This window comes from Rothia amarae, from assembly GCF_042677725.1.
Classification (GTDB): domain Bacteria; phylum Actinomycetota; class Actinomycetes; order Actinomycetales; family Micrococcaceae; genus Rothia; species Rothia amarae.
Map to the genome: position 1 here is coordinate 240724 of NZ_JBHUCN010000008.1, position 22410 is coordinate 263133.

The 22410-nt window shown below is 50.3% G+C and carries 21 protein-coding genes, 3 tRNA genes and 2 rRNA genes; 7 read left to right on the forward strand and 19 right to left on the reverse strand.

Annotated elements, in window-relative coordinates; translation table 11 throughout:
• Positions 1 to 27: 27 nt before the first annotated feature.
• Positions 28 to 555, reverse strand: a complete 528-nt coding sequence (locus ACFR81_RS04690) for a peptidylprolyl isomerase (protein WP_068169861.1) — start codon at positions 553 to 555, stop codon at positions 28 to 30.
• Between the two features lie 258 nt (positions 556 to 813).
• Here ACFR81_RS04690 and ACFR81_RS04695 point away from each other — a divergent pair, with 258 nt between their 5' ends.
• Entirely contained in the window at positions 814 to 1824 is a 1011-nt protein-coding gene (locus ACFR81_RS04695) for a hypothetical protein (protein WP_343874764.1), read from the forward strand.
• Between the two features lie 78 nt (positions 1825 to 1902).
• Here the strand turns inward: ACFR81_RS04695 and ACFR81_RS04700 are convergent, their stop codons facing one another.
• From ACFR81_RS04700 to dnaA, 18 genes are all read right to left on the reverse strand, one after another.
• Positions 1903 to 2991 (reverse strand): hypothetical protein, encoded by a 1089-nt coding sequence (locus ACFR81_RS04700; RefSeq protein WP_343874766.1) that lies wholly within the window; start codon positions 2989 to 2991, stop codon positions 1903 to 1905.
• Positions 2992 to 2995: 4 nt separating this feature from the next.
• The gene (locus ACFR81_RS04705; RefSeq protein ID WP_343874768.1) at positions 2996 to 4090 is read right to left on the reverse strand and encodes a hypothetical protein; all 1095 of its coding nucleotides are present in this window, start codon (positions 4088 to 4090) and stop codon (positions 2996 to 2998) included.
• Between the two features lie 523 nt (positions 4091 to 4613).
• A 5S ribosomal RNA gene (rrf, locus tag ACFR81_RS04710) occupies positions 4614 to 4730 on the reverse strand.
• Positions 4731 to 4733: 3 nt separating this feature from the next.
• A tRNA-Ala gene (locus tag ACFR81_RS04715) sits at positions 4734 to 4806 on the reverse strand.
• A gap of 159 nt (positions 4807 to 4965) precedes the next feature.
• Positions 4966 to 5397 carry a DUF3349 domain-containing protein gene (locus ACFR81_RS04720; RefSeq protein ID WP_068169873.1) on the reverse strand — a complete coding sequence of 144 codons (432 nt, stop codon included), beginning with the start codon at positions 5395 to 5397 and terminating at the stop codon, positions 4966 to 4968.
• A 42-nt stretch (positions 5398 to 5439) separates the two neighbouring features.
• Positions 5440 to 5739 carry a hypothetical protein gene (locus ACFR81_RS04725; protein WP_068169876.1) on the reverse strand — a complete coding sequence of 100 codons (300 nt, stop codon included), beginning with the start codon at positions 5737 to 5739 and terminating at the stop codon, positions 5440 to 5442.
• The gene (locus ACFR81_RS04730; RefSeq protein WP_068169879.1) at positions 5739 to 6935 is read right to left on the reverse strand and encodes an inorganic phosphate transporter; all 1197 of its coding nucleotides are present in this window, start codon (positions 6933 to 6935) and stop codon (positions 5739 to 5741) included. The genes ACFR81_RS04725 and ACFR81_RS04730 overlap by 1 nt, the downstream gene beginning before the upstream one ends.
• Positions 6936 to 7293: 358 nt before the next feature.
• A 5S ribosomal RNA gene (gene rrf / locus ACFR81_RS04735) occupies positions 7294 to 7410 on the reverse strand.
• Positions 7411 to 7413: 3 nt separating this feature from the next.
• Positions 7414 to 7486: transfer RNA gene (locus ACFR81_RS04740), tRNA-Ala, on the reverse strand.
• Positions 7487 to 7508: 22 nt separating this feature from the next.
• The gene (locus tag ACFR81_RS04745; RefSeq protein ID WP_222114705.1) at positions 7509 to 7625 is read right to left on the reverse strand and encodes a DLW-39 family protein; all 117 of its coding nucleotides are present in this window, start codon (positions 7623 to 7625) and stop codon (positions 7509 to 7511) included.
• A gap of 23 nt (positions 7626 to 7648) precedes the next feature.
• Positions 7649 to 7722 (reverse strand) — tRNA-Ile (locus tag ACFR81_RS04750).
• Between the two features lie 112 nt (positions 7723 to 7834).
• Positions 7835 to 8332, reverse strand: coding sequence for a DUF3566 domain-containing protein (locus ACFR81_RS04755; protein WP_343874774.1), 498 nt, complete (start codon positions 8330 to 8332; stop codon positions 7835 to 7837).
• Entirely contained in the window at positions 8332 to 10995 is a 2664-nt protein-coding gene (gyrA, locus tag ACFR81_RS04760; protein ID WP_068169883.1) for a DNA gyrase subunit A, read from the reverse strand. The genes ACFR81_RS04755 and gyrA overlap by 1 nt, the downstream gene beginning before the upstream one ends.
• A gap of 80 nt (positions 10996 to 11075) precedes the next feature.
• The gene (gene gyrB, locus ACFR81_RS04765; protein ID WP_343874777.1) at positions 11076 to 13106 is read right to left on the reverse strand and encodes a DNA topoisomerase (ATP-hydrolyzing) subunit B; all 2031 of its coding nucleotides are present in this window, start codon (positions 13104 to 13106) and stop codon (positions 11076 to 11078) included.
• 375 nt (positions 13107 to 13481) lie between these two features.
• A complete protein-coding gene (locus tag ACFR81_RS04770) occupies positions 13482 to 14084 on the reverse strand; it encodes a DciA family protein (protein ID WP_343874779.1) in 603 nt (200 codons plus the stop codon).
• A 2-nt stretch (positions 14085 to 14086) separates the two neighbouring features.
• On the reverse strand, positions 14087 to 15256 hold the full coding sequence (gene recF / locus ACFR81_RS04775) for a DNA replication/repair protein RecF (RefSeq protein WP_343874781.1): 1170 nt from the start codon (positions 15254 to 15256) through the stop codon (positions 14087 to 14089).
• A gap of 18 nt (positions 15257 to 15274) precedes the next feature.
• On the reverse strand, positions 15275 to 16399 hold the full coding sequence (dnaN, locus tag ACFR81_RS04780) for a DNA polymerase III subunit beta (RefSeq protein ID WP_343874783.1): 1125 nt from the start codon (positions 16397 to 16399) through the stop codon (positions 15275 to 15277).
• Positions 16400 to 16937: 538 nt separating this feature from the next.
• On the reverse strand, positions 16938 to 18587 hold the full coding sequence (dnaA, locus tag ACFR81_RS04785) for a chromosomal replication initiator protein DnaA (protein ID WP_068169896.1): 1650 nt from the start codon (positions 18585 to 18587) through the stop codon (positions 16938 to 16940).
• Positions 18588 to 19087: 500 nt separating this feature from the next.
• On the opposite strand from dnaA, the gene rpmH reads away from it, so the two are divergent.
• The 6 genes from rpmH (at position 19088) to rsmG (ending at position 22322) form a co-directional block, all read left to right on the forward strand.
• Complete coding sequence (rpmH, locus tag ACFR81_RS04790) at positions 19088 to 19225, forward strand: 50S ribosomal protein L34 (RefSeq protein WP_083147179.1); 138 nt, start codon at positions 19088 to 19090, stop codon at positions 19223 to 19225.
• Positions 19226 to 19294: 69 nt separating this feature from the next.
• The gene (rnpA, locus tag ACFR81_RS04795) at positions 19295 to 19708 is read left to right on the forward strand and encodes a ribonuclease P protein component (RefSeq protein WP_068169898.1); all 414 of its coding nucleotides are present in this window, start codon (positions 19295 to 19297) and stop codon (positions 19706 to 19708) included.
• Positions 19709 to 19712: 4 nt separating this feature from the next.
• On the forward strand, positions 19713 to 20102 hold the full coding sequence (yidD, locus tag ACFR81_RS04800) for a membrane protein insertion efficiency factor YidD (protein ID WP_343874786.1): 390 nt from the start codon (positions 19713 to 19715) through the stop codon (positions 20100 to 20102).
• A 50-nt stretch (positions 20103 to 20152) separates the two neighbouring features.
• Positions 20153 to 21121, forward strand: coding sequence for a membrane protein insertase YidC (yidC, locus tag ACFR81_RS04805; protein ID WP_343874788.1), 969 nt, complete (start codon positions 20153 to 20155; stop codon positions 21119 to 21121).
• Positions 21122 to 21157: 36 nt separating this feature from the next.
• A complete protein-coding gene (locus tag ACFR81_RS04810; protein WP_318275148.1) occupies positions 21158 to 21673 on the forward strand; it encodes a Jag family protein in 516 nt (171 codons plus the stop codon).
• A gap of 4 nt (positions 21674 to 21677) precedes the next feature.
• On the forward strand, positions 21678 to 22322 hold the full coding sequence (rsmG, locus tag ACFR81_RS04815; protein WP_068169904.1) for a 16S rRNA (guanine(527)-N(7))-methyltransferase RsmG: 645 nt from the start codon (positions 21678 to 21680) through the stop codon (positions 22320 to 22322).
• The last annotated feature ends 88 nt before the right edge of the window (positions 22323 to 22410 follow it).

Here is a 22410-nt window from a genome sequence, read left to right on the forward strand (position 1 = left end):
TCGGTATCTCTTCAGATGGTGAAGGGCTTAGAGCTCTTCAATATCGATGGAGGAAATAACGACATCTTCAACAGGGCGATCCATAGCACCGGTTGCTACGCCTTCAATAGCGTCTACAACCTTCTTGGAGTCTTCGCCTACTACCTCACCGAAGATGGTGTGGCGACCGTTGAGCCAAGGGGTTTCAACGGTGGTGATGAAGAACTGTGAACCATTGGTGCCGGGGCCTGCGTTTGCCATAGCGAGCAGGTAGGGCTTGTTGAAGGAGAGTTCAGGGTGAATCTCGTCCTTGAACTGGTAGCCAGGACCGCCGATACCCTGGCCGAGGGGGTCGCCACCCTGAATCATGAAATCACGGATAATACGGTGGAAGACGACGTCCTTGTACAAGGGACCTTCCTGTACTTCACCGGTGCGGGGGTGACGCCATTCCTGTGAACCATCGGCTAGACCAATGAAGTTCTTTACGGTCACGGGAGCGTGGTTACCAAAGAGGTCTACCACGATGTCGCCGTGATTGGTGTGAATAGTTGCCTTTGCAGTTGCGTTAGTCATATCTTCATCTTCGCACGATAGAGCGGTTCAAATCTAGAAGAAGTAGGTCTTTAGCACTCAGCGAAAGCTCTATGTCCCCTGAAGTTCTTTGAGGAAAAGAAGTCTCTGACTACCACCCCTATTTTGCGGCGAGAGAAACCTGAGATTTTTGAGGAGATACACAGAAAAAATCCCAACAGAGTTAGTAAGCTATATGATGAATACATTACACCTGTGCTCTTCCGAGCAGAGTATTTGTATCATGAAGGAGGAAAAATCATGGCATGCTGCAAGAAAGCAAAAGCCCAGAAGAAAGCTTCTAAGGCTTTCGATAAAGCCCAGAAGAACACTAACAAGAAGGCTCAGCACTTCACTAAGGTAGCTAACAAGCAGGCTACTGTTGCTGGCAAGAAGTTTGAAGATTTTCAGAACACTGTAACCGATCGCGTACACGAAGGTATCGAGAAGGCTACTCCTGTTCTTGAAGACGCCGCTTCAAAGGCACGCGTCAAGGCAGGCGTACTTGCTGCTGTTGCTGCAGATAAGCTCAACGATGTTGAGGTTCCCGAGCAGGCTCAGACTCTCGCCGCTAAGGCTGGCTACAGCAAGCGTGACCTCAAGAAGGCTCGTAAGAACGCTGTAAAGTCTGCTAACGCATTCGCTAAGCAGCAGAAGAAGGCTGGCAAGAAGTCCAACAAGGGTCTTCTACTGACCGGTCTTGTTGTTGCTGCTGGTTCTGCAGGTTACGCAGCTTACAAAGCTTCACGTCCTGTTGAAGATCCTTGGAAGACTCCTGTTAAGCCCGCAACTGAGACCAAGACCGTTTCTCCGGTTACCTCTCAGACTGCGACTGAAACCAAGTCTGCTAATGCAGCTGCACCTGTAACTCCTAAGACTGTTGCGGAGACCAAGCCTGCAACCGAAACCAAGGCTCCTGCTGCAGCTCCTAAGCCTGCAACTGCACCTAAGGTTGTTACTGAGTCCAAGGCATCAGCTCCTAAGAACACCAGCGGCGCGGCTCATGCAGCACCCAAGAAGTCTGCTGATCCTGATTCAGATACTTCACGTCGCCAAGCTGAGAAGAAGGCTGCTAATCCTGCGGCTACTACTCGTGAAAAGTCTTCTGAAGAGATCGTTGCTCAGACCAGCAAGGCACCTGTAGGTAAGGCTAACAATGCTGCACCTGCTACCAAGGCTGCTCAGAACTCTTCATACACCAACAACAAGGAGACCACTTCCTCCAAGTTGAATGAAGAAGGCGTAGAAGCTAAGGACCCTAAGAAGAAGTAATTTTTCTGAAGTCTAGTTCTTGATTGAACGTAGAAGTTCCGCCCCTCATTTGAGGGGCGGAATTTTTTATGTCTCAGGTTATTTTTCGATATGAATCAGCGGATCGGGGTGAACTAAGGAGTTCTCCACTTTTTGAGCGGTGAGATTGAAGGTCAACGGCCCCTCAACTTGATTGCTGTATTTCTTAGCAACGGGTGTTGTTTCCTGAATGAGGTTTTCTCTGCGTTCGGTGAAATCGTTTTCGCTAAATTCATTGGTGTAGGAATTTGGTTCAAGAGTGATGTTTAGGTTGCTAGGCGAATTGCTGGTACCGCTGGATGTTATTTCTAGGCGATGGACGCCGCCTGGCCACTTGTGGTTTCCGACATCTTCGATTGCGCTAAAGGTTCTGTCGATATCACTTGCAGAGATACTGATAACCACCCTATAGGGGTTGTCTTTGACGTTAGTAGAAATAAAAGAATGTTTAATGACGGCGTTTCTCAGCCCATCGGGAGTGGAGATGTTTTTTAAAGATCCCAAAAACGTGCGAGCTTGTTCAACGGTCGTTGCTACAGGAGGAGATATTTCACCGTCGTACCCCTGTTGTACAAAGATTTCTAGCTGACCATTCTCATCAATCACCGCGTGCTGAACCGAGGAATTTTGCATCAGAGAGAGCATATCTTGCCACCCCCGCTCGGTGAGCCCTGGCAAGGAACTTTCCCCAGATGAGTCGCTGGTTTCACGTGAAACATTGTTGGAAGAAGACGCCTGACTCGATGTAGGAATAGAGACCTCTAGCTCTTTCCCTCCCTCAAACGTGAGATAGAAAGAACTCACCTTGTCTGAATCCACCAAATCGCTCATACTTTGCCCAAATTCAGCAGGGTCAGCATGAGCTTGCTTATTCACCTTCGCAAATATCAGTCCACGCCCCTCTGAGCCACTTTCAGCGTGCTCATTATCGAGAAATTTATTTTCTCCCAGGACAGCTTCTGCCTCAGCACCCGAAGTTTTATAGCTCTCTTCCCAAGCTTTATTTTCATCTCGATACCGATCAAACATGTTGTAGACCAGGAAACCTAAAGTACCGAGAATAACCGCGATAACTAGACCGATGATTCCCAGAATCCCCAGCACGGTTTTGAGCACCGTTGGGGCCTTTGAACGTTGTGGATAATTCATAGTTCTATTTCCCCTCATAGATAGCGGCAGGCGGAGTCTTCTGATCAGCTGACTTGACCGCTACTTTTAGTTGAATTTGGGGAATTATTTTCTGAACTTTCTTTTCTAGTTCCTGGTACTGGTCCTGGCTATATTTTTGAGAGTCAGTCTGGGGGTTGAGCTGAATTAGTATTTGAGGTTTCCCCTGTTCTTCGCGGGTAAAATAGACTGCCGCCAGATCTGGAGCAAATACAGACGCTTGAACATCGTTCACCATCGAAGAGGTTTTCGTTGCCAAGTTCGCAGGAAAATCACTATAAACAACCGATATAAGATGATTTCTTTCTACTTCAACCATATAAGTTACGCTCACCGCCACTGCTGAAAGCTGAGACACTTCAGCTAAGTGAGCAGCTTTTCCCAGTTCATTCTCTGCCCTATCTCGATACAGCAGAGAGTCGGCTCCCCCTATTTTCACTACCGCATGGTCAGTGGCGCCAACTTCGATGGAATACTCGGCCGGATGAGCAGTATATAGGTTCTCAAGAAGCACCTGCCAAGTCTGGGCGGAGAGGTTCTGTGCAGCATGGGTATCCACAGAGATATAAGAACCGGTATCCGTAAATATCTGAAGAGTCTCCACACCTGGCTGCTGCGCGGCGTCCTTAATATCCGACATCGAATCTTCTAGGTGCTGAATACCTGTTCCTGAAAGCTGAATAGCGAGACTAGGTCGCCCATCTGCAGTCCCTCGGCGGTCATATTCTGAATAAATCACCTGAGAAAAATTCTTACTCTGCACAGTGGGGGTTACCGAGGTAGAGGGGGTAGCCGATGATTCAGTAACAGAACTGCTACTACTTGCTATTGCCCCACTCCCCCGCTGGGAGATATCAGTGGAAGAGCCGCGCATCAGGGAATTTACAAAGACGCTGAATCCCATCACCAGCAGCAGGAGAAACGCACAGATAGATCCCAGGACGATTGCGATGATACGCCCGGTTGATAAGCCCGGTTTAGACGGCGCCTGAGGTGGGTAAGACTGTGAGGACGGTAAGGTCTGCCTATACGGGTATTGCCGGTTTTCAGGCGGCTGAAGAGGGCGCTGTGAGCTGCTCATGGTTACCTCGATGTATCTGGACGGCGCTACGTGAGCCGTGGAATACTGGCGAGTCTACATAAATCCAGCTTTCAAAAAGTCTTATGACTTCCATTCCTGTGGATAACTATAAATTGGGGTAGGCACACAGAATATTTCATAAAATACTCCTCAAAGACAGGAGTTATAAACCTATGATTTCTTCCCTTCCCCTGCGAAAAATTCAAGGGTTAGAGCCTGCTCCCCCGTACTCATGGCCGTTAGAGGTGCCCTTCTTTTGGAAATTGGTGAATGGGGTATTCGCCCCACCGAATATGAAGAGCTCGAATCAGTAGCTCTATGGCGTTCTTTCCTGCAAGCTCCTGAACAGTTTATGCGTCACTTTTGAAGGTTCTTCATAAAATTCATATCTGTCTATGCTCCAGGAGCGAGAATATAAAGTTTGGTGAGAGCGCCCCTCATTTCTTCGCTCAGCACCGGAAAAGAGAGTTAAACAAAAAGAAGAGGTTCCAATCAAAAGACTGGAACCTCTTCAAAAAAAGTAGTTCGGCGATAACCTACTCTCCCACACCGTCCCCAGTGCAGTACCATCGGCCCTAGGAGGCTTAGCTTCCGGGTTCGGGATGGAGCCGGGCGTTTCCCTCTAGGTATAATCACCGAAACGTGGAGGCGAGGGGACTCGAACCCCTAACCCCCTGCTTGCAAAGCAGGTGCGCTACCAATTGCGCCACGCCCCCGTGCGGTAGTTATTACTTTACAGGAAGATTTTCTGAAGATGCAAATCAACAACAAATGACGTGCAACACAAGGCAGGTAAATTCACCGTAAACTTCGCCATGCACTATGGGGAGCCACTTTCACAGTGACTCCCCTTGATACTTCATCACAGAAAACCTTTAGTTCTCCAGCCCCGGCACCTTTGCAGCTACAGCTTCTGCAATCTTCAACTCTTCTGGAGTGGGATCGTCATAATGAACAAACCCTTCAGTATCACTCTCAGACACAGAATCTTCCGGTCCAAAATGTTCTTCAGAAATCAATAGTCCATGTGCCCCCAAAATGCGAGCTACTCTATCGATTTCCTGCGGACCCGGCACATCATCCACTACTTTTCGGATGTATTCGTTAATTCGCTCATCACTCACATACTCTTCTCCACGAGCTGCGCGCGTGGCCATCAGTCTACGAATTACTTCCTCTAGCTGCTGATCATTCAAACGATGGCGCAGTACAGCCATCACAGCGGCACGGTCCTGAGGAGGAACATCCTCAGGATACCCAACGCTCAACCAGTCGATCACCCGATTCACGACATTTCTTTGAGGCATCCCGAAACTCCTTTGCATGGGACCTACATGAATAAGAAAATCCTATTTATTATCCGCCAAGCCAAACAGGTTGAAACCGAAGGTATGGTACATAAAGTCTTTCGCGACCCACAACACCGCAATAATGATGACTACAACGATTATCGCAAAAATAACGTAGGCAAGCGCTTTCATTACGCCAGAGGGGCCCTCAGTTTCAATGAGACGGCCGTCCGCAGTGTACTCAGTGGTTCCAGCTAGAAAACGCATACCCACTGCGTAAAGAGCAGGCAAACCTGCTCCAAATAACAGCCCTGCTAAAACCACAGAAATAACTTTTTCGCTTAGCTCAGGAAAACTCATTACGCACCGACCTTGGATGATTTGATGGAACCGGCATCCTGGGAACCATTATCTTCCCAATCAGCATTCACATTTGAGGAGTCAACGGGTGCTCGACGGGAGTGCAGGTACATCCATGCGCAGAAGCCTACGAGGATGAGGAACACTACTAACTCGCCTAGCCAACCACTACCGGTCAATACATTGATGTAGTGACCAATAAACCAGGTAGATGCACCAATCGCGCCGGCAGCTGGCAGAGTAATCAGCCAAGCTACTACCATGCGTCCGGCAATACCCCAGCGAACTTCAGCGCCCTTGCGCCCCAGTCCAGAACCCAAGATAGATCCGGTTGCCACGTGAGTGGTGGAAAGTGCCATACCGAAGTGCGACGACGTCAAAATAATTGCTGCCGAAGAACCTTCAGCTGCCATACCCTGGGGAGTATCAATCTCTACCAAACCTTTGCCGAGGGTGCGGATAATACGCCAGCCACCCCAGTAGGTACCCAAAGCAATAGCCAGGGCACACGATGCTTTAACCCAGAACGGAATATCGGCAGAGGGGTCAATTTCACCCGCAGCAAGCAGAGCCAAGAAAATAACGCCCATAGTCTTCTGAGCATCATTAGTACCGTGAGCCAAAGAAACAAGCGATGCTGTGCAAACCTGGCCCCAGCGGAATCCAGAAGTCTTCTTTGCATCGGAAACAGGGCTTGAAATACGGTAAATCAGCCAGGTGCCCACCGTTGAAACCAAACCGGCAACAAACGGCGCCATCACAGCGGGAATAACTACCTTCGACATAACTCCTGACCATTGGACACCCGAAGTACCCAATGCCGCCATAGCTGCACCAATCAAACCACCAAACAAGGCGTGCGAGGAGCTAGAAGGTAGACCCAACAACCAGGTCAAGACGTTCCATAAGATACCGCCTACTAGTCCGGTGAAGACAATGAGCATAAGCCCCGAATTGTCATGAGAGACGGCGTCAAGATTGACGATGCCTTTACCGACAGTTTTAGCCACTTCAACAGAAAGAAACGCACCTACGAGATTGAGAACCGCAGAAAGCGTTACCGCAACCTTCGGTTTGAGCGCACCGGTTGCAATCGAGGTTGCCATGGCATTACCGGTGTCATGGAAACCGTTAGTGAAGTCAAAAGCTAGTGCGGTAAGCACCACAATGATCAGAATGATGAGTTCAGTAGTCACCTATTGATTATCTGCCCGGATAACTCTAGATGAAAATAAGACGTCGACTCGGTAACAAGTAGGTGTCGATACTGGTTTTGTTGGTTATTTTCCCATAAACCCACATCTTCAACATTCCTTCAATTGTGAAATGCCTTGAAAATCAGGGAAACGACCATCTGAAAAGGTGTGGTTTCATGACCGTTTAAGTCCCCTACCGCGCTAAACCCACATAAGTAAACCGGGGGTTCAAAATGCGTTTACTTTAAGTTCATTTTAATGGGGATAAGATGCGCATCACACTTTATATGCAACCAATAGGGCTTAAAGAAAAAGAAGAGGTTCCAATCAAAAGACTGGAACCTCTTCAAAAAAAGTAGTTCGGCGATAACCTACTCTCCCACACCGTCCCCAGTGCAGTACCATCGGCCCTAGGAGGCTTAGCTTCCGGGTTCGGGATGGAGCCGGGCGTTTCCCTCTAGGTATAATCACCGAAACGTGGAGGCGAGGGGACTCGAACCCCTAACCCCCTGCTTGCAAAGCAGGTGCGCTACCAATTGCGCCACGCCCCCTCGGTGGGAACTCTATTGAGTTTTAGATTGAATCCGTAGATTCATTCCAGGAAGTCTTATTTTCCTGATTTTCCTTCACTTTACGAGCCGCAATTAAACTTGCCGCAGTAGCCATAACTACTACAAAAATCTTTTTCATTGAGACTCCTTGAAGAAAGGAAGTGGGCGTACCAGGATTTGAACCTGGGACCTCTACATTATCAGTGTAGCGCTCTAACCAACTGAGCTATACGCCCTCACTTGCCCCTTGGGACGAAATAAAACTTTACACGAGCTTATAGAACTTTCCAAATCTACATTCGGTGTTCCGTCTCACATTCTATTTCGCCCCGCAGGCAAGAGACAACTTTAGTCGTCTGTCAAAGTCAGACCAATTCCGCCCACCAGCTTGGCTGCAATATTGTACAGCATTGCGCAAATTACGCTCAGCAACGTAAAGAGAATAACGTTCACGACAGCCAAAATAGTGGTGTACAAAGCAACCTGCCCCAGAGAAAGAACCTGGGAAATATCAATGTGATTACCCGTGGTACCCAGCATCGTCAGCATGTCATTTATGCCATCGAAAGCACCAGTAGCCTGCAAAACAAGCCACAGCACCACCGAAGTAACCACGATAACAATGCCAACCGCTACTGACAGCAGAAACATCAGTTTGGCAACTGACCAGGTATCAACCTTGGCAACAACCAGACGAGCGCGACGAATCTTTGACCGAGGCGCCGGACGCACCAACGGCTTATTGCGGTTCGCTGCTGAGCGAGTGCCCGCGCGTCCATTCTGGGGGCGAGTAGAGGGGCGTCTTTTAGCTCCCGACTGCGCGCCATTTGATGCTGATACGCTCACTAGTTACCTCCATGTGCGTTGGAATCAGACAATTCTAATCCCTCAGAGCTTTGCTCGTGTTGACCGTCTTCTAACGGTACTTCATTATCCGCTGCTCCGTTGGATTCAGCGGTGTTTCCCTCATCAGCGGCGACAGCTTCCTCAAGATTGCGCTCCTGATTATGAGCTACACCCACGATGTAATCATTCTTGGCAGGTTTAGCAAAAATAACGCCCATGGTATCGCGACCCTTAGCAGGAACTTCATTCACAGCGGTGCGAACGACCTTCCCCTGCTGCATCACAACCAAAACTTCGTCGTCCTCTTCAACAACCAGACCGCCGACGAGATCGCCGCGTTCTTCCGCCAATTTGGCTACCTTGATACCCAGGCCACCGCGACCCTGCTGGCGGTATTCTTCCACCTTGGTGCGCTTAGCGTAGCCACCTTCAGTCACAATGAAGACGTAAGAATCATCGGTCACCACGTTCATAGAGAGCAGTTCATCACCCTCACGGAACTTCATACCGGTCACACCGGAAGTCGCACGACCCATCGGGCGTAGAGCCTCATCGGTGGCGGTAAACCGTAGCGACTGACCCTTACGCGAAATCAGCATAAGGTCATCTTCTGCCGAAGCTAAACGAGCAGAAACCAGCTCGTCATCATCGCGCAGGTTAATAGCAATGACACCGGCGGTACGGTTGGTGTCGTAATCGGTCAGGCGAGTTTTCTTCACCAGACCTCTCTTCGTAGCCAAAATCAGGTAAGGAGCATCTTCATAGCTGGTGAGCTCCATGACCTTCGCAATGGTTTCATCGGGCTGGAATGCCAACAGGTTAGCTACATGCTGTCCTTTAGCATCACGTCCAGCTTCAATGAGCTCATATGCCTTGGTTCGATAGACCCGACCAAGATTTGTGAAGAAGAGAATCCAGTTGTGGGTGCTGGTCACGAAGAAATGTTCTACGACGTCGTCGCCACGAAGAGAAGCACCCTTAATGCCCTTACCGCCTCGATGCTGCGCGCGGTACTGATCAGAACGAGTACGCTTCACATATCCGCCGCGAGTAATGGTGACAACCATTTCCTCGTTAGGAATGAGGTCTTCCATGGACATATCGCCGTCATAGCCCATCAGAATCTTCGATCGACGATCGTCGCCATAGCGGTGAACGATATCGGCAAGTTCCTCAGAAACAATCTGACGCTGGCGTTCCTCAGAAGCAATAATCTCGTTGTACTCAGCGATCAGGCGCATCAGTTCGTCGTGGCGATCCTGAATCTTCTGACGCTCCAGAGCAGCCAAGCGGCGCAACTGCATGTTCAGAATTGCCTGAGCCTGAGCCTCATCAATATCCAAAAGCTCCATCAAACCGCTGCGTGCCTCATCAGCAGTGGGGGAGCGGCGGATCAAGGCAATAACCTCATCCAAAGCATCCAGAGCCTTCAGCAGACCCAGCAAAATATGTGCTTCGTCCTCAGCCTGACGCAGACGGTACTTAGTGCGGCGCACAATCACTTCGAGCTGATGGTTGACCCAGTGGCGGATAAACGCATCGAGCGACAGCGTGCGGGGCACACCATCAACAATCGCCAGCATGTTTGCAGAGAAATTCTCCTGCAACTGAGTGTGCTTGTAGAGGTTATTCAAAACCACCTTGGGCACGGCGTCGCGCTTGAGCACAATCACCAAACGCTGACCGGTACGGCCCGAAGTCTCATCGCGAAGATCAGCAATACCTGAAACCTTGCCGTCCTTGACTAGGTCAGCAATCTTAATCGCCAGGTTATCGGGATTCGCCATATAAGGAAGTTCCGTAACGACCAAGCAGGTGCGTCCCTGAATTTCTTCAACATTGACGACGGCGCGCATGGTGATAGAACCACGGCCAGTACGGTAGGCATCCTCGATGCCCTTGCGCCCCAGAATGGTTGCGCCACCGGGGAAGTCAGGGCCTTTAATACGCTCAAGAAGAGCCTCTAAAAGCTCTGCATTTGAAGCTTCAGGGTTCTTCAGGAACCACTCCACACCGTCGGCGACTTCCCGCAGGTTATGGGGAGGAATGTTGGTTGCCATACCCACAGCAATACCCGAGGATCCGTTCACCAGCAGGTTAGGAATACGAGCTGGAAGAACAGTGGGTTCCTGGTTCTTGCCGTCATAATTGTCCTGGAAATCCACGGTGTCTTCGTGGATATCGCGCACCATTTCCAGTGCCAGCGGAGCCATCTTGGTTTCGGTATAACGAGGAGCCGCAGCGCCGTCGTTACCGGGCGAGCCAAAGTTACCCTGACCCAGCGCGAGAGGGTAGCGCATAACCCAAGGCTGAATCAGACGGACGAGCGTATCGTAAATCGCCGAGTCGCCGTGAGGGTGGTACTGACCCATCACTTCACCCACCACGCGAGCGCACTTATTGAAAGAACGCTCGGGGCGGTAACCGCCGTCGTACATCGCATAAATAACGCGGCGGTGAACAGGCTTCAGACCATCTCGCACGTCGGGTAACGCGCGTCCGATAATAACTGCCATTGCGTAATCGAGATAGGAGCGTTCCATCTCCGCACGCAAATCAACACGGTTGATGCGACCGTGAATACCGACTGCCTGTTCGACATCGTTGCCTACTACTTCGCCCTCGTGGGGCTCTGTGGAATCGTTCTGAGTTTCATCGCTCATGAGAAGTTTCCATTTCTGTGAGGTTCCTTGATAAATATTCCTTGGGCGTTATATAACGCTTTTGATATAGGTGAAAAGCCCTAAATATCAAGGAATCGAGTATCTTTGGCGTTCTGCTGGATAAAAGCGCGGCGAGACTCGACGTCCTCACCCATCAGCACAGAGAAGACCTGGTCTGCAGCCGCAGCGTCATCCATGGTCACCTGCAACAGCGTGCGCGTTTCGGGGTTCATGGTGGTATCCCACAGCTCGGTGTAATCCATCTCGCCCAACCCTTTGTAGCGCTGAATACCGTTGTCTTTAGGAATACGCCAGCCGTTAGCCTGACCACGAGCCAAAGCCTCATCACGCTCTGCATCGGAGAACACATAATCGTGTGGAGCATTGGACCACTTGATGCGATACAACGGTGGCTGAGCCAGATAGACATAGCCAGCTTCAATCAGCGGACGCATAAAGCGGAAGAGCAAGGTGAGCAAGAGCGTGGTGATGTGCTGACCGTCGACATCCGCATCCGCCATCAGTACGACCTTGTGGTACCGTGCTTTTTCGATATCGAAATCGTCTCCGATACCCGAACCAAACGCGGTAATCATTGACTGAATTTCTTGGTTAGATAGCGCACGGTCAAGGCGAGCACGCTCTACGTTCAGAATCTTGCCGCGCAGCGGAAGAATTGCTTGCGTATTGGGATCGCGCCCCTGAACCGCAGAACCACCTGCGGAGTCACCCTCCACCATATAGATTTCAGAGATTGAAGGATCTTTAGAGGAGCAGTCTTTGAGCTTGCCCGGCATTGAGCCGGTTTCTAGCAGTCCCTTACGGCGAGTGGTCTCGCGAGCCTTACGAGCTGCCAGACGAGCCGACGCAGCGGTAATAGCGCGGCGGACAATTTCTTTAGCAACTTGAGGATTACGCCCGAACCAGTCCGCCATATGATCGCTCATAATGCGCTGAACAAATGCTTTAGCTTCTGAATTACCCAGCTTGGTCTTGGTCTGACCTTCAAACTGAGGTTCAGAAAGCTTGACCGAGATAACGGCGGTGAGACCTTCACGGACGTCTTCACCGGTGAGGTTATCGTCCTTATCGCGGAGCAACTTATTTTCACGAGCATACCGGTTAACCAGCGAAGTCAACGCGGTGCGGAAGCCTTCTTCGTGCGTACCACCTTCATGGGTGTTGATGGTATTGGCGTAGGTGTGCACGGATTCTTTGTAGGCGGTAGTCCACTGCAGGGCTACTTCCAAGCTCATCATGCGGTCGGTGTCTTCTTCTTCGAACGCAATAATTTCTTCGTTGATAACATCCAGCTTTTTGGAGCTGTTGATGAAGTGAACGTAGTCGAGCAAACCATGCTCATACATGTAGGTAACGGTTTTGAAGCCCTCTGGATCTGCACCGACCGTATTGAGTTCTAGAGCCTTGTTCTCGTTTTCGTCTCCAGCAACTTCGTCGCCTTCGTGCTGATCGCGACGATCAGTCAAAGAAATCGTCAAGCCTTTGTTCAGAAACGCCATCTGCTGGAAACGTGCACGCAGGGTTTCAAAGTCAAAGTCAGTGGTTTCAAAGATGTCTGCATCTGGCCAGAAAGTTTGAGTGGTTCCGGTTTCTTCGGTGGCATTGCCCTGGGATAGGGGCTTGAGAGTGTGTCCACCGTTAGCAAAAGTGATGTTCCATTCGAAGCCCTGACGGCGTACCTGAGTTTCTACGCGAGTTGAAAGCGCGTTTACTACGGAGATACCCACGCCGTGCAGACCACCAGAGACCGCATAACCCCCGCCGCCGAATTTACCGCCCGCGTGCAAGATAGTCATAACAACTTCAACGGTGGGTTTATGTTCGGTGGGGTGCTCATCCACGGGAATACCACGGCCGTTATCGCTGACTCGAACTGCGCCGTCTTCGAGGATAGTGACCTCAATATGATCTGCGTAGCCAGCTAGCGCCTCATCAACAGAGTTATCAACTACCTCATAGACGAGGTGGTGAAGGCCGCGTTCATTGGTAGAACCAATGTACATACCTGGACGCTTACGAACAGCTTCCAGACCCTCGAGAACCGTAATATCGGCGGCGCCGTATTCGTGAGGTGTTTCTTCAGTTGCCACTTGTTTAGGCTCCTTGCATAAGATCTCACGCTCATCCACGCTGGGCAACACGCTATGGGCAGGCATATTTGGCCTGCATTATCTTCGAAACAAGAAAATCCTTGTTCACAAGAAAACTTGACGTGCGCATTTTGACCAGGGGAAAGCGCATTTCATTCACCCCTAATTCTACCGGAAAACACTCCTCACAGGGTGCAGTTAAGCCCTCTCAAAGCAGTTATTCGAGGGGTTAACCGCATTGAGAAGGCTTTTGAGGGCATTTTTAGCGCTTGAGGGTGTGTGCATGTAGGTAAACCCTTTTCCTCTACCTATGAGCGGAGAAAGAAAAATAGCCGTTTCATCTTTTTGAACCAACGCCGTCGAGCCTTCATTGACTTATCCGTAGGTATCACGCGGTCCACGACCATAAGGCGCCACAAATTTTCCTTTTTTCCAACTCGGTGTGTGCGGACCGTGAACCACAATTTTTTGTACTACGCCGTCGCCCAGCTCCCGGCTCAAGGTCTGCAAAATTTCCCCGCGCATCAATTTCACCTGCGTTGCCCAGGCAGTTGTCGAGCAACGCACGGTTACCACGCCGTCCTGAAACCCTTCTGGTTTCACATGATCTGCGAAGTAAGATCCCATCAGGTCATCCCACCGCGAAAGTACCGAGGAAACCGCTACAGGTTCTTTCCACCCGCGAGCGCTAATCATCGTCTCCATGATGGAGGTCAATTCTTTAGGGTCGCGCACCGATTTTCCTGGGCCTGTGTATCCGCCGAGAGTGCGCGGGTCAAAGCTGTTATTTCGAAACTGCCGAGGTTTTTTCTCTCCGGGCTCTGCAGACATAGTGGCACCGAAATTTTTGAGAATTTTTTGAGCGGCATGCCCGGTCAGGCGTCCTTCTCCGCGGTCGGCTGCGGCAACGCGGAGACGACTCAGAAGCGCTGCGGGGGCATCAATTTCGTCATCAAATCGGTGGGGATCAACGGACATTTTTATGCCTCCTGTTCCACACGTGCAATTCCTGGGCTCACATGCACAATGGTGGGGTTTTCACCCAGCTCTTCTGGGATGTCCATGGCAACTGCACAGGTGACTAGAACCTGCTCAGCTCCGGCAACGATTGCTCCTAAACGATGCCGACGCGCGGAATCTAGTTCTGCAAAGACGTCGTCCAAAATCAGGATGGGGGAGGCACCGGGGGAGTCATCATCTGCTCTGTGGACGTACCAGGACCCTAGCTGCAGTGCCAGTGCAAGGGACCAGGTCTCACCGTGGGAGGCAAATCCGCGAGCTGGGATGCCACCGAGTTCGAGTACTATTTCATCGCGGTGAGGCCCCACGAGGGTCACGCCACGGTCTAATTCTTCAGATTGTTTTTCTGCAAATCCCCGTAAGAGAGTCTCCTGTAAATCGTTGACGCTCATCAGTGCTGCTTGCTGCAGCGTAGTGGAAGAAATCACGGGAAATATTGTGGATTCATAGCTGACGGTCACGTTCTTAGATCCATCGGTCAGTTCGTTGTAGGCACGCTGAATTTGGGGGAGAACCACCGCTAATACCCGTAAGCGGGCCTGCAGAAGATGAGCGCCCGTAGTAGCGAGCTGCTCATTCCAGATACGCAATGTGTTCAGCGCGGATTCGTCGGTTTTTCCCCGGCGCATTGACTTCAACAATGTATTCCGCTGACGCAATATGCGCTCATAATCACTACGATATGCGGCTACCGACGGACGTAAAGAAACCGCTAAATCATCCAAAAAACGACGACGGTAGGCAGGTTCACCTTTGATAAGTTGCAAGTCCTCGGGGGAGAACAAAACGGTTGAAACAATGCCTAACGCTTCCCGTGCACGCACGGGAGATGCTCGATTGATGCGCACCCGATTACTCTTACCGGGGGCTATCTCAAATTCGGTAATAGTCTGCTGTGAGGCACGAACCACTCGGGTACGGATAAAGGCACGTGGTGCCCCCACACGCACCAACGGAGAATCATTGCTTACCCGGTGAGACCCAAGATTAGCCGTGTAATCAATAGCTTCAACGATGTTGGTTTTTCCCACACCATTTGAACCTAAGAAGATAGTTACGCCCGGGTTAAGCGGCAGATTCAGCAGAGGGTACGTGCGAAAATCCATCAACGAGATGTGATCGATATACACGCAGACCTTTCGAAATTATTACTGGTTGGGAAGGCGTACCGGCATCAGCAGGTAGCGGTATTCCTTGAGATCTTCTTCAAGAGGATCTTTTTGACCGGAGATAACCGCAGGCTTGGGCGGGGTAGTGAAGGAGAATCGCACAAAGTCAGTACCGAAGGTGTTCAATCCTTCGGAAAGGTAAGTGGGGTTGAACGCTACGGTGATGTCGTCGCCTTCAAGTTGCGCCGAAAGAGTCTCGGATGCTTGAGCGTCTTCGCCAGTCCCGGCGTCCAACGTTACCTGCCCTTGCGTGAATGCCAAACGGACAGGTGTATTGCGTTCTGCTACCAAAGAGACGCGGCGAACTGCCTCTAGAAGATCAGAGGTTCGAACGACGGCGTGAATAGGGGTGGTATCGGGGAACAATGCGCGAATCTTGGGGTACTCGCCGTCTACCAGCAAGCTAGTAGTGCGTCGATTTGCAGATTCGAAGCCTACGAGTTCGTGAGTATCTGAAAGCGCAATATCTAGTTCTCCCGAGCCGCCTAGAGTTTTAGCAACTTCGGTGATGGTTTTAGCTTTGATGAGTGCTGCGGTTGAAATCTCTGCATCTGCAGGATTCCAGGTGAGCTCTCGCATAGCGAGGCGGTAGCGGTCAGTGGCAAGAAGGGTAATGGTGTCTCCTTCAATTTCCATTCGAACGCCAGTCAAGATGGGCAGGGTGTCATCTTTAGATGCCGCTACTGCTACCTGAGATACTGCCCGGGCAAATTCTGAGCCTTCCACGGTTCCTGAGACCTGCGGCAATCCAGGGAGCTCAGGATAATCCGAAACCGGCATAGTAGCGAGGTTGAACTGCGCTGAACCGCAGGAGAGATGCAGCTTTGACTCGTTGGTTTCAACGGTGACGTCTGCTTTGGGTAGGGAGCGGCAAATCTCTGAAAGCAGACGACCTGAAACCAAGGTGGTTCCTTCTTCATCAATATCTGCAGGGATGTGCAACTTTGCTGAAGTTTCGTAGTCAAAGCTAGCGATAGTAACTTCGCTGTTCTCTGCCTTAATGAGAAGGCCGGAAAGAACAGGCACTGGAGGTCTGGGTGAAAGTGATCGTGCAGTCCAACCAACTGCGTCAGTGAGTACGTCGCGATCGATAGTGAATTTCACCGGGACTCCTAAAAGAAAAATAGTGGCCCTACTTTGGGCATAACTCAGAGTGCAAGTCTACCGGAAGAGGTAGGGCGGTTCTACGAATCCTTGTAATTTCACAAAGTTCTCCGACCCTAAAAGTCGCCCTCGACCTTAACTATCTGTAATTACAAGAAGAGGCAACTAGTGCTTTAAGAAAACTAGAAATTTTGTAATTACAGAGCCTGGCGCAAATCAGGGTGGGGAGGGGCAAGGAATTTGTTATTTGGTTTCTTTTTTCTTTAAGTATCGTAGTGTTAATAACGCATGTGGATTCTGTGGAAAAGCGTCTGAGACCGCTAAAAATCACGGATTTTCCCTGTTGATAGGATGTGGATAAATCACAACAATCCCGTGAGCCTTAAGTGGATGAATATTTATACAAATCGAGCTCTCCACACTTTCTGAATAACTATGCACTTAACATCCACATTAAAAGACCGCAGGCACACAAGTTATCCACAGCCCTTTTTGAGGTCGAAATTACCTGTTTTGAAGAAAAATGTGAAGCAACCAACTACTTCTGTGTGCGCTGTTCCTGTTTAATCTTGTTCGTCAGTTCGGTTACCTGATTGAAAATCTGATGACGCTCCGCCATCAATTCACGGATCTTACGGTCCGCATGCATCACCGTCGTATGATCACGACCGCCAAATTCCTGCCCAATCTTCGGCAAAGACATATCGGTGAGCTCACGCAACAAATACATTGCAATCTGCCGTGCAGTAACGAGGGTACGATTACGAGATTTCGACTGAAGATCCTCAATTGAGACGTCAAAGTAAGACGCCGTCGCGGTCAAAACCTGAGTCGCAGTAATTTCCTGCGCGCCGTCATCGGTAATCAAATCCTTCAGCACCAACTCAGCCAACGGACGATCAACCTTCTGCTTATTCAACGAAGCAAAAGCCGTAACGCGGATAAGCGCGCCCTCCAACTCACGAATATTGCTCGTGATATTAGAGGCAATATATTCCATGACATTATCGGGAACATCCAGGTTCTCGTTCTGCGCTTTCTTCCGCAAAATCGCGATTCGAGTTTCCAGCTCGGGAGGCTGCACATCGGTAATCAGGCCCCACTCGAAGCGCGACCTCATACGCTCGGCGAATCCCGTCAGCAACTTGGGCGGCATATCGGAGGTAATAACCACCTGCTTTTGGTGATTATGAAGAGCATTGAACGTATGGAAGAACTCTTCTTGCGTGTGTTCTTTGCCAGCTAAGAATTGGATGTCGTCAATGAGCAACATATCTACATTGCGGTAAATCTGTTTAAAAGAAGAACCTTCATCATCGCGAATAGAGTTGATGAAATCGTTGGTGAACTCTTCCGAGTTCACATAGCGCACCCGCAAATTGGGGTATAGATGCTTCGCATAATGTCCAATAGCGTGTAGCAGGTGGGTCTTGCCCAAGCCTGAATCACCGTAGATAAACAGCGGATTATAGGCGCTCGCAGGAGTCTCAGACACCGCGAAAGCAGCCGCATGAGCAAAGCGGTTAGACTGACCAATCACAAAAGTATCAAAAGTATACTTGGGGTTGAGACGGGCAGAAGATTCCCAAGTCACCTGCTCAGAAACCTCGCTCTGAGAAGGAGAAACACGAGAATCTTCTTGAGGAACGCGATCAAAATTTTCAGTATGAACTGCTGGATCTTGAGCAAAAGTAGGACTCGACTGACCAAGTTCAGCTTCCAAATCATGCAGGGACGGGCGCACGTCCTCACCAGGGTCCGCTGAAAGAGGCGTGGTGGGAACGTCGTAAGCAGTTTTTTGGGCCGAACTAGGCGCCTGCTCCTGGCGGTCTTCCGCTGAAAAGAAGCTTTCACGCTCAGGCTCTACTGCCAAAGTCTCGGAAGAATCAGCCGAAGCGGGTAACTCAGAGGGGGCGTCTTCCCCGAGAGAAGTATCAATGACGATTGCTTCAAAAACGCCAGCTCCGAAAGAAGCTTCTAAAGCCTCTTTCAACTCTTTATTAATAATGTTCTGAAAAACTTCGCGAGTGTATTCATTAGGCACAGCGATGAGAAGAACATTGGACATTTGGGCTTGCGGCTGAGCCAACGATACGAAAGCAGCCCACCGGGGACCAACCTTAGGGCGCAGAAGATTTACCGTATGGTTCCATCGAACCAAAATTTCTTCGTTGAGTGATTCGCCCATGGTTCTCCTTAAAAATACGAGGTGCAGCAGAAAAATTTTACCTACCGCACCCACCAACATACCAAGTTATCCACAAGAGTTATACACAGGGTGGAAAACTTGTGATTTAACAGTGGAGAAGATGTGCGGTTGTGGTGGAATAAAAATAGTACAACGTTGAATCCTTGGGAAAATTGTAATTTCAAAGATTGTGGGAAACCTTCACAGTTCGGGTGTGGATAACTTGTTGAAAGAATCATGAAAAGTGGAAAATCCACACCTGTGGGTATTGACTATCCCCAGTCTGTGATTAAAGACCTAGTGATACGTAGCTTGACCGCACGCCTTAAACCTCATAGAGTTTTTTAGTCGTATGTGTGCGCCCCTACCCTCTTAATAACAGGGTAAAAACTGCGTGATGAACGCCGTGAGGCGCGCTCAAACTTTAAAGAAAAGCGTCAACCTGTTTCTAAACATTGGTGAAGGGTTGCGCCCCATACCAAACGTTTTGGAGTAACAAAATGAGCAAGCGGACTTTTCAGCCGAATAACCGCCGTCGTGCTAAGAAGCACGGTTTCCGTCTTCGTATGCGCACCCGCGCTGGTCGTGCGATCCTTTCGAACCGCCGTTCCAAGCGTCGCGCATCACTTTCGGCATAAGCAATCTCCTTCCCTCCTCGATCGCCCAGTTGTTAGCTAAATAAGCGATCGAATCCGAAAGGAGTACATGTGCTGCCTCAACAGCACCGGATGCGGACGAAAGTCCAATTCTCAGAAACTACACGTTCCGGTGTCCGGTCAGGACGCCGGAACTTAGTTCTATATGCGGTCAAAAATTCTCAAGAGCCCACTCTTGCCGGGTTTATCGTCTCCAAAGCAGTAGGTAACGCGGTAGTGCGCAATAAAACCAAACGCAGATTACGCGAACTGGTAGCACACTCCATCCAAGAGAACCCCACCGGTTATTCCTTAGTGGTGCGAGCGCTACCTGCCGCAGCGCAATCGACATGGAGCGAATTATCAGCTGATTACGCTGCCGCATATGAGGCGATACTTGCTAAACTTGCAAAGCAATCGCACACCAAAATGGCAGTAGCAGAAAGCCTAGACGCTGCCCGCACGACCCCGCGAGAGGAGTCATAATTTTATGGGCTCACATCCCGCACGTCATTCCCACACTGCTGATTATCAGCTTGAGAGCGCCCCTAGCGAATTTGTGTGCCCCTCCACCGTGGGTGAAGCGGTATGGACTTTCCCTCAAAATGTACTTATTGCATTTCTTAAGGCTTATCGCGCCGTCATTTCCCCCCTCTATGGGAATGTCTGCCGGTATTTCCCGTCCTGCTCTGCCTATGGGCTTGAAGCAGTTACGGTTCATGGAACTCTGAAAGGTATCTCGCTGACCGTGCGTCGGCTGCTGAGATGCCACCCCTGGGCAACTGGGGGAGTTGACGACGTCCCTCCCGGGAAACGAAGCTTTACTCCCGGTACCGAACCCAAAATTATTCTTTTGAATCATCCGCGGATTTCTCACTAAAAACCGCGGAAACCCTACCTAACTGGCTCGTAAGAGTCAAGGAGAAATAGATGATTGATACTATCCTCTGGCCCTTTAAATGGATCGTTTCGGCGATTCTTTGGGTGTTTCACACTCTCTTTACTGCTCTCGGTATGGATCCAGCATCCGGTACCGTCTGGGTGCTTGCCATCATTGGACTGACACTGGTGATGCGTACGCTCACTATTCCCCTTTTTCTCAAGCAGATTAAATCCATGCGCGGCATGCAGGAACTGCAGCCTGAACTGGCTAAACTCCAGAAAAAGTACAAGGGCAAAACTGACCAGCTCTCCCGCCAGGCTATGGCACAGGAGCAGATGGCTCTCTATCGTAAGACCGGTTCTAATCCGCTAGCTTCTTGCCTGCCGATTCTCGTACAGATGCCTATTTTCTTTGGTCTATTCCGCGTACTCAACGGTGTTCCTGCCGCTGCGCAGAACAACGAGGGTATTCTTCTGTTGACTCCCGACATGGTCAAGCAGTTCAATGATGCCTACATTTTCAACCAGGTACCGCTGTTCTCCACCATGATGAAACCTGGCGACGGCAACCATGCGATGACTATTGCCACCGCCATCATCCTCGTGATTCTGATGACCCTCTCCATGTTCTACTCACAGAAGCAGCTCGGTGCGAAGAACATGTCTGATGCTGCCAAAGAGTCGCCCATGTACCGCCAGCAGCAAATCATGCTGTACGTATTCCCCCTCATCTTCCTTATCTCGGGTATTAACTTCCCCATCGGTGTGCTGGTGTACTGGACTATCTCTAACTTCTGGTCCGTGGGTCAGCAGTGGTGGGTTATCCGCAACAACCCCACCCCCGGTTCTCAGGCAGAGCGCGAGCTCAACGAACGTCGTGCTGCTAAGGGCTTGCCTCCTGTAGGTAAGACCAAGGAAGAACACGAACGCGAATTGGCTGAAGCTCGCGAACGCGCTACCCGCGGCCAGCGCCAGCAGCCCATTGGTAAAAAGCGTCAAAAGCAACAGAAAAAATAACAGAACCACTCACTGAACCCACAGGAGATATTTCTCGTGTCTGAAACACCCGAAACCTTTGAGAATGAAGAAGACCTCACTGCTCTCGAAGAAGAAGGCGACATCGCTGCTGACTACCTCGAAGAGCTACTCGACATCGCCGACATCGATGGCGATATCGACATCGAAATTCGTAACAACCGCACCTACCTCTCGGTCATCACCGAAGACGGTGAAAACGATGACCTCGAAGCACTGGTAGGACGAAACGGTGAAGTACTGGATTCACTCCAGGAACTTGTTCGTCTCTCCGTCCTAGCAGCTACAGGTAATCGCTCCCGCCTTATCTTGGACATTGCCGATCACCGTGCCAACCGCATCAAACGATTGGCTGAGATGGCAGAGAAAGCCATCGCTCAGGTCAAAGAAACCGGTGAAGATTTTCATCTGGAACCTCTGGGTGCTTACGAACGCAAACTGGTTCACGACCTGGTGGCAGAAAACGGTCTATTCAGTGAATCCGAAGGTGAAGGCTCAGGTCGTCACATTGTGATTTCGCAGCCGGAGGACTAACCCCATGTCTGAAACAGAACTACCCGTTCTTCAAGGCACAGAGCTTGAAGCTGCCGAAAAAATCTTCGGTGACCGGCTACCTCTAGCAAAGCGCTATGTGGAACACCTCGCCACCAGTGGAATCGAACGCGGCCTCATCGGGCCTCGCGAGGTACCTCGCCTGTGGGGCCGCCATGTACTCAACTGCGCTGTGGTTGAGGAATTCATCGTTGAGAACGCCTCAGTAGCCGACGTAGGATCTGGGGCGGGTCTTCCCGGGCTCTGCCTTGCTATAGCTCGTCCTGACCTCTCTCTGACGCTCATAGAGCCTCTCGAACGTCGCGTCATCTGGCTCGACGAAGTCATTGAAGATCTCGGACTGGAAAACGTTGATATTTTGCGTTCGCGAGCTGAGCAAGCTGTAGGCATGGTCGACGCCGACTATGTGACTGCACGCGCTGTCTCTGCCCTTGTAGGGCTTTTGGATATCACTTTGCCCATCCTGCGTGGGCAAGGTGAATTACTGGCTCTCAAAGGCCGCTCCGCTGCCGAAGAGATTACCAAGGCTCGTAAGAAGCTCAACAAATATGGCGCTCGCGAAGTAGATATCTTGACCGCCGGGGAAACTCTGTTGGAAGAGCCCACTACCGTTGTTCAGGTTATCCTCTAAACATATTTTGAGGACGCCGAGGTGCGGCATGTTTTTCGTGTTTGAGACATGGAAAACATGCCGCATTTTTTTGTGGGTAAATTTCAGC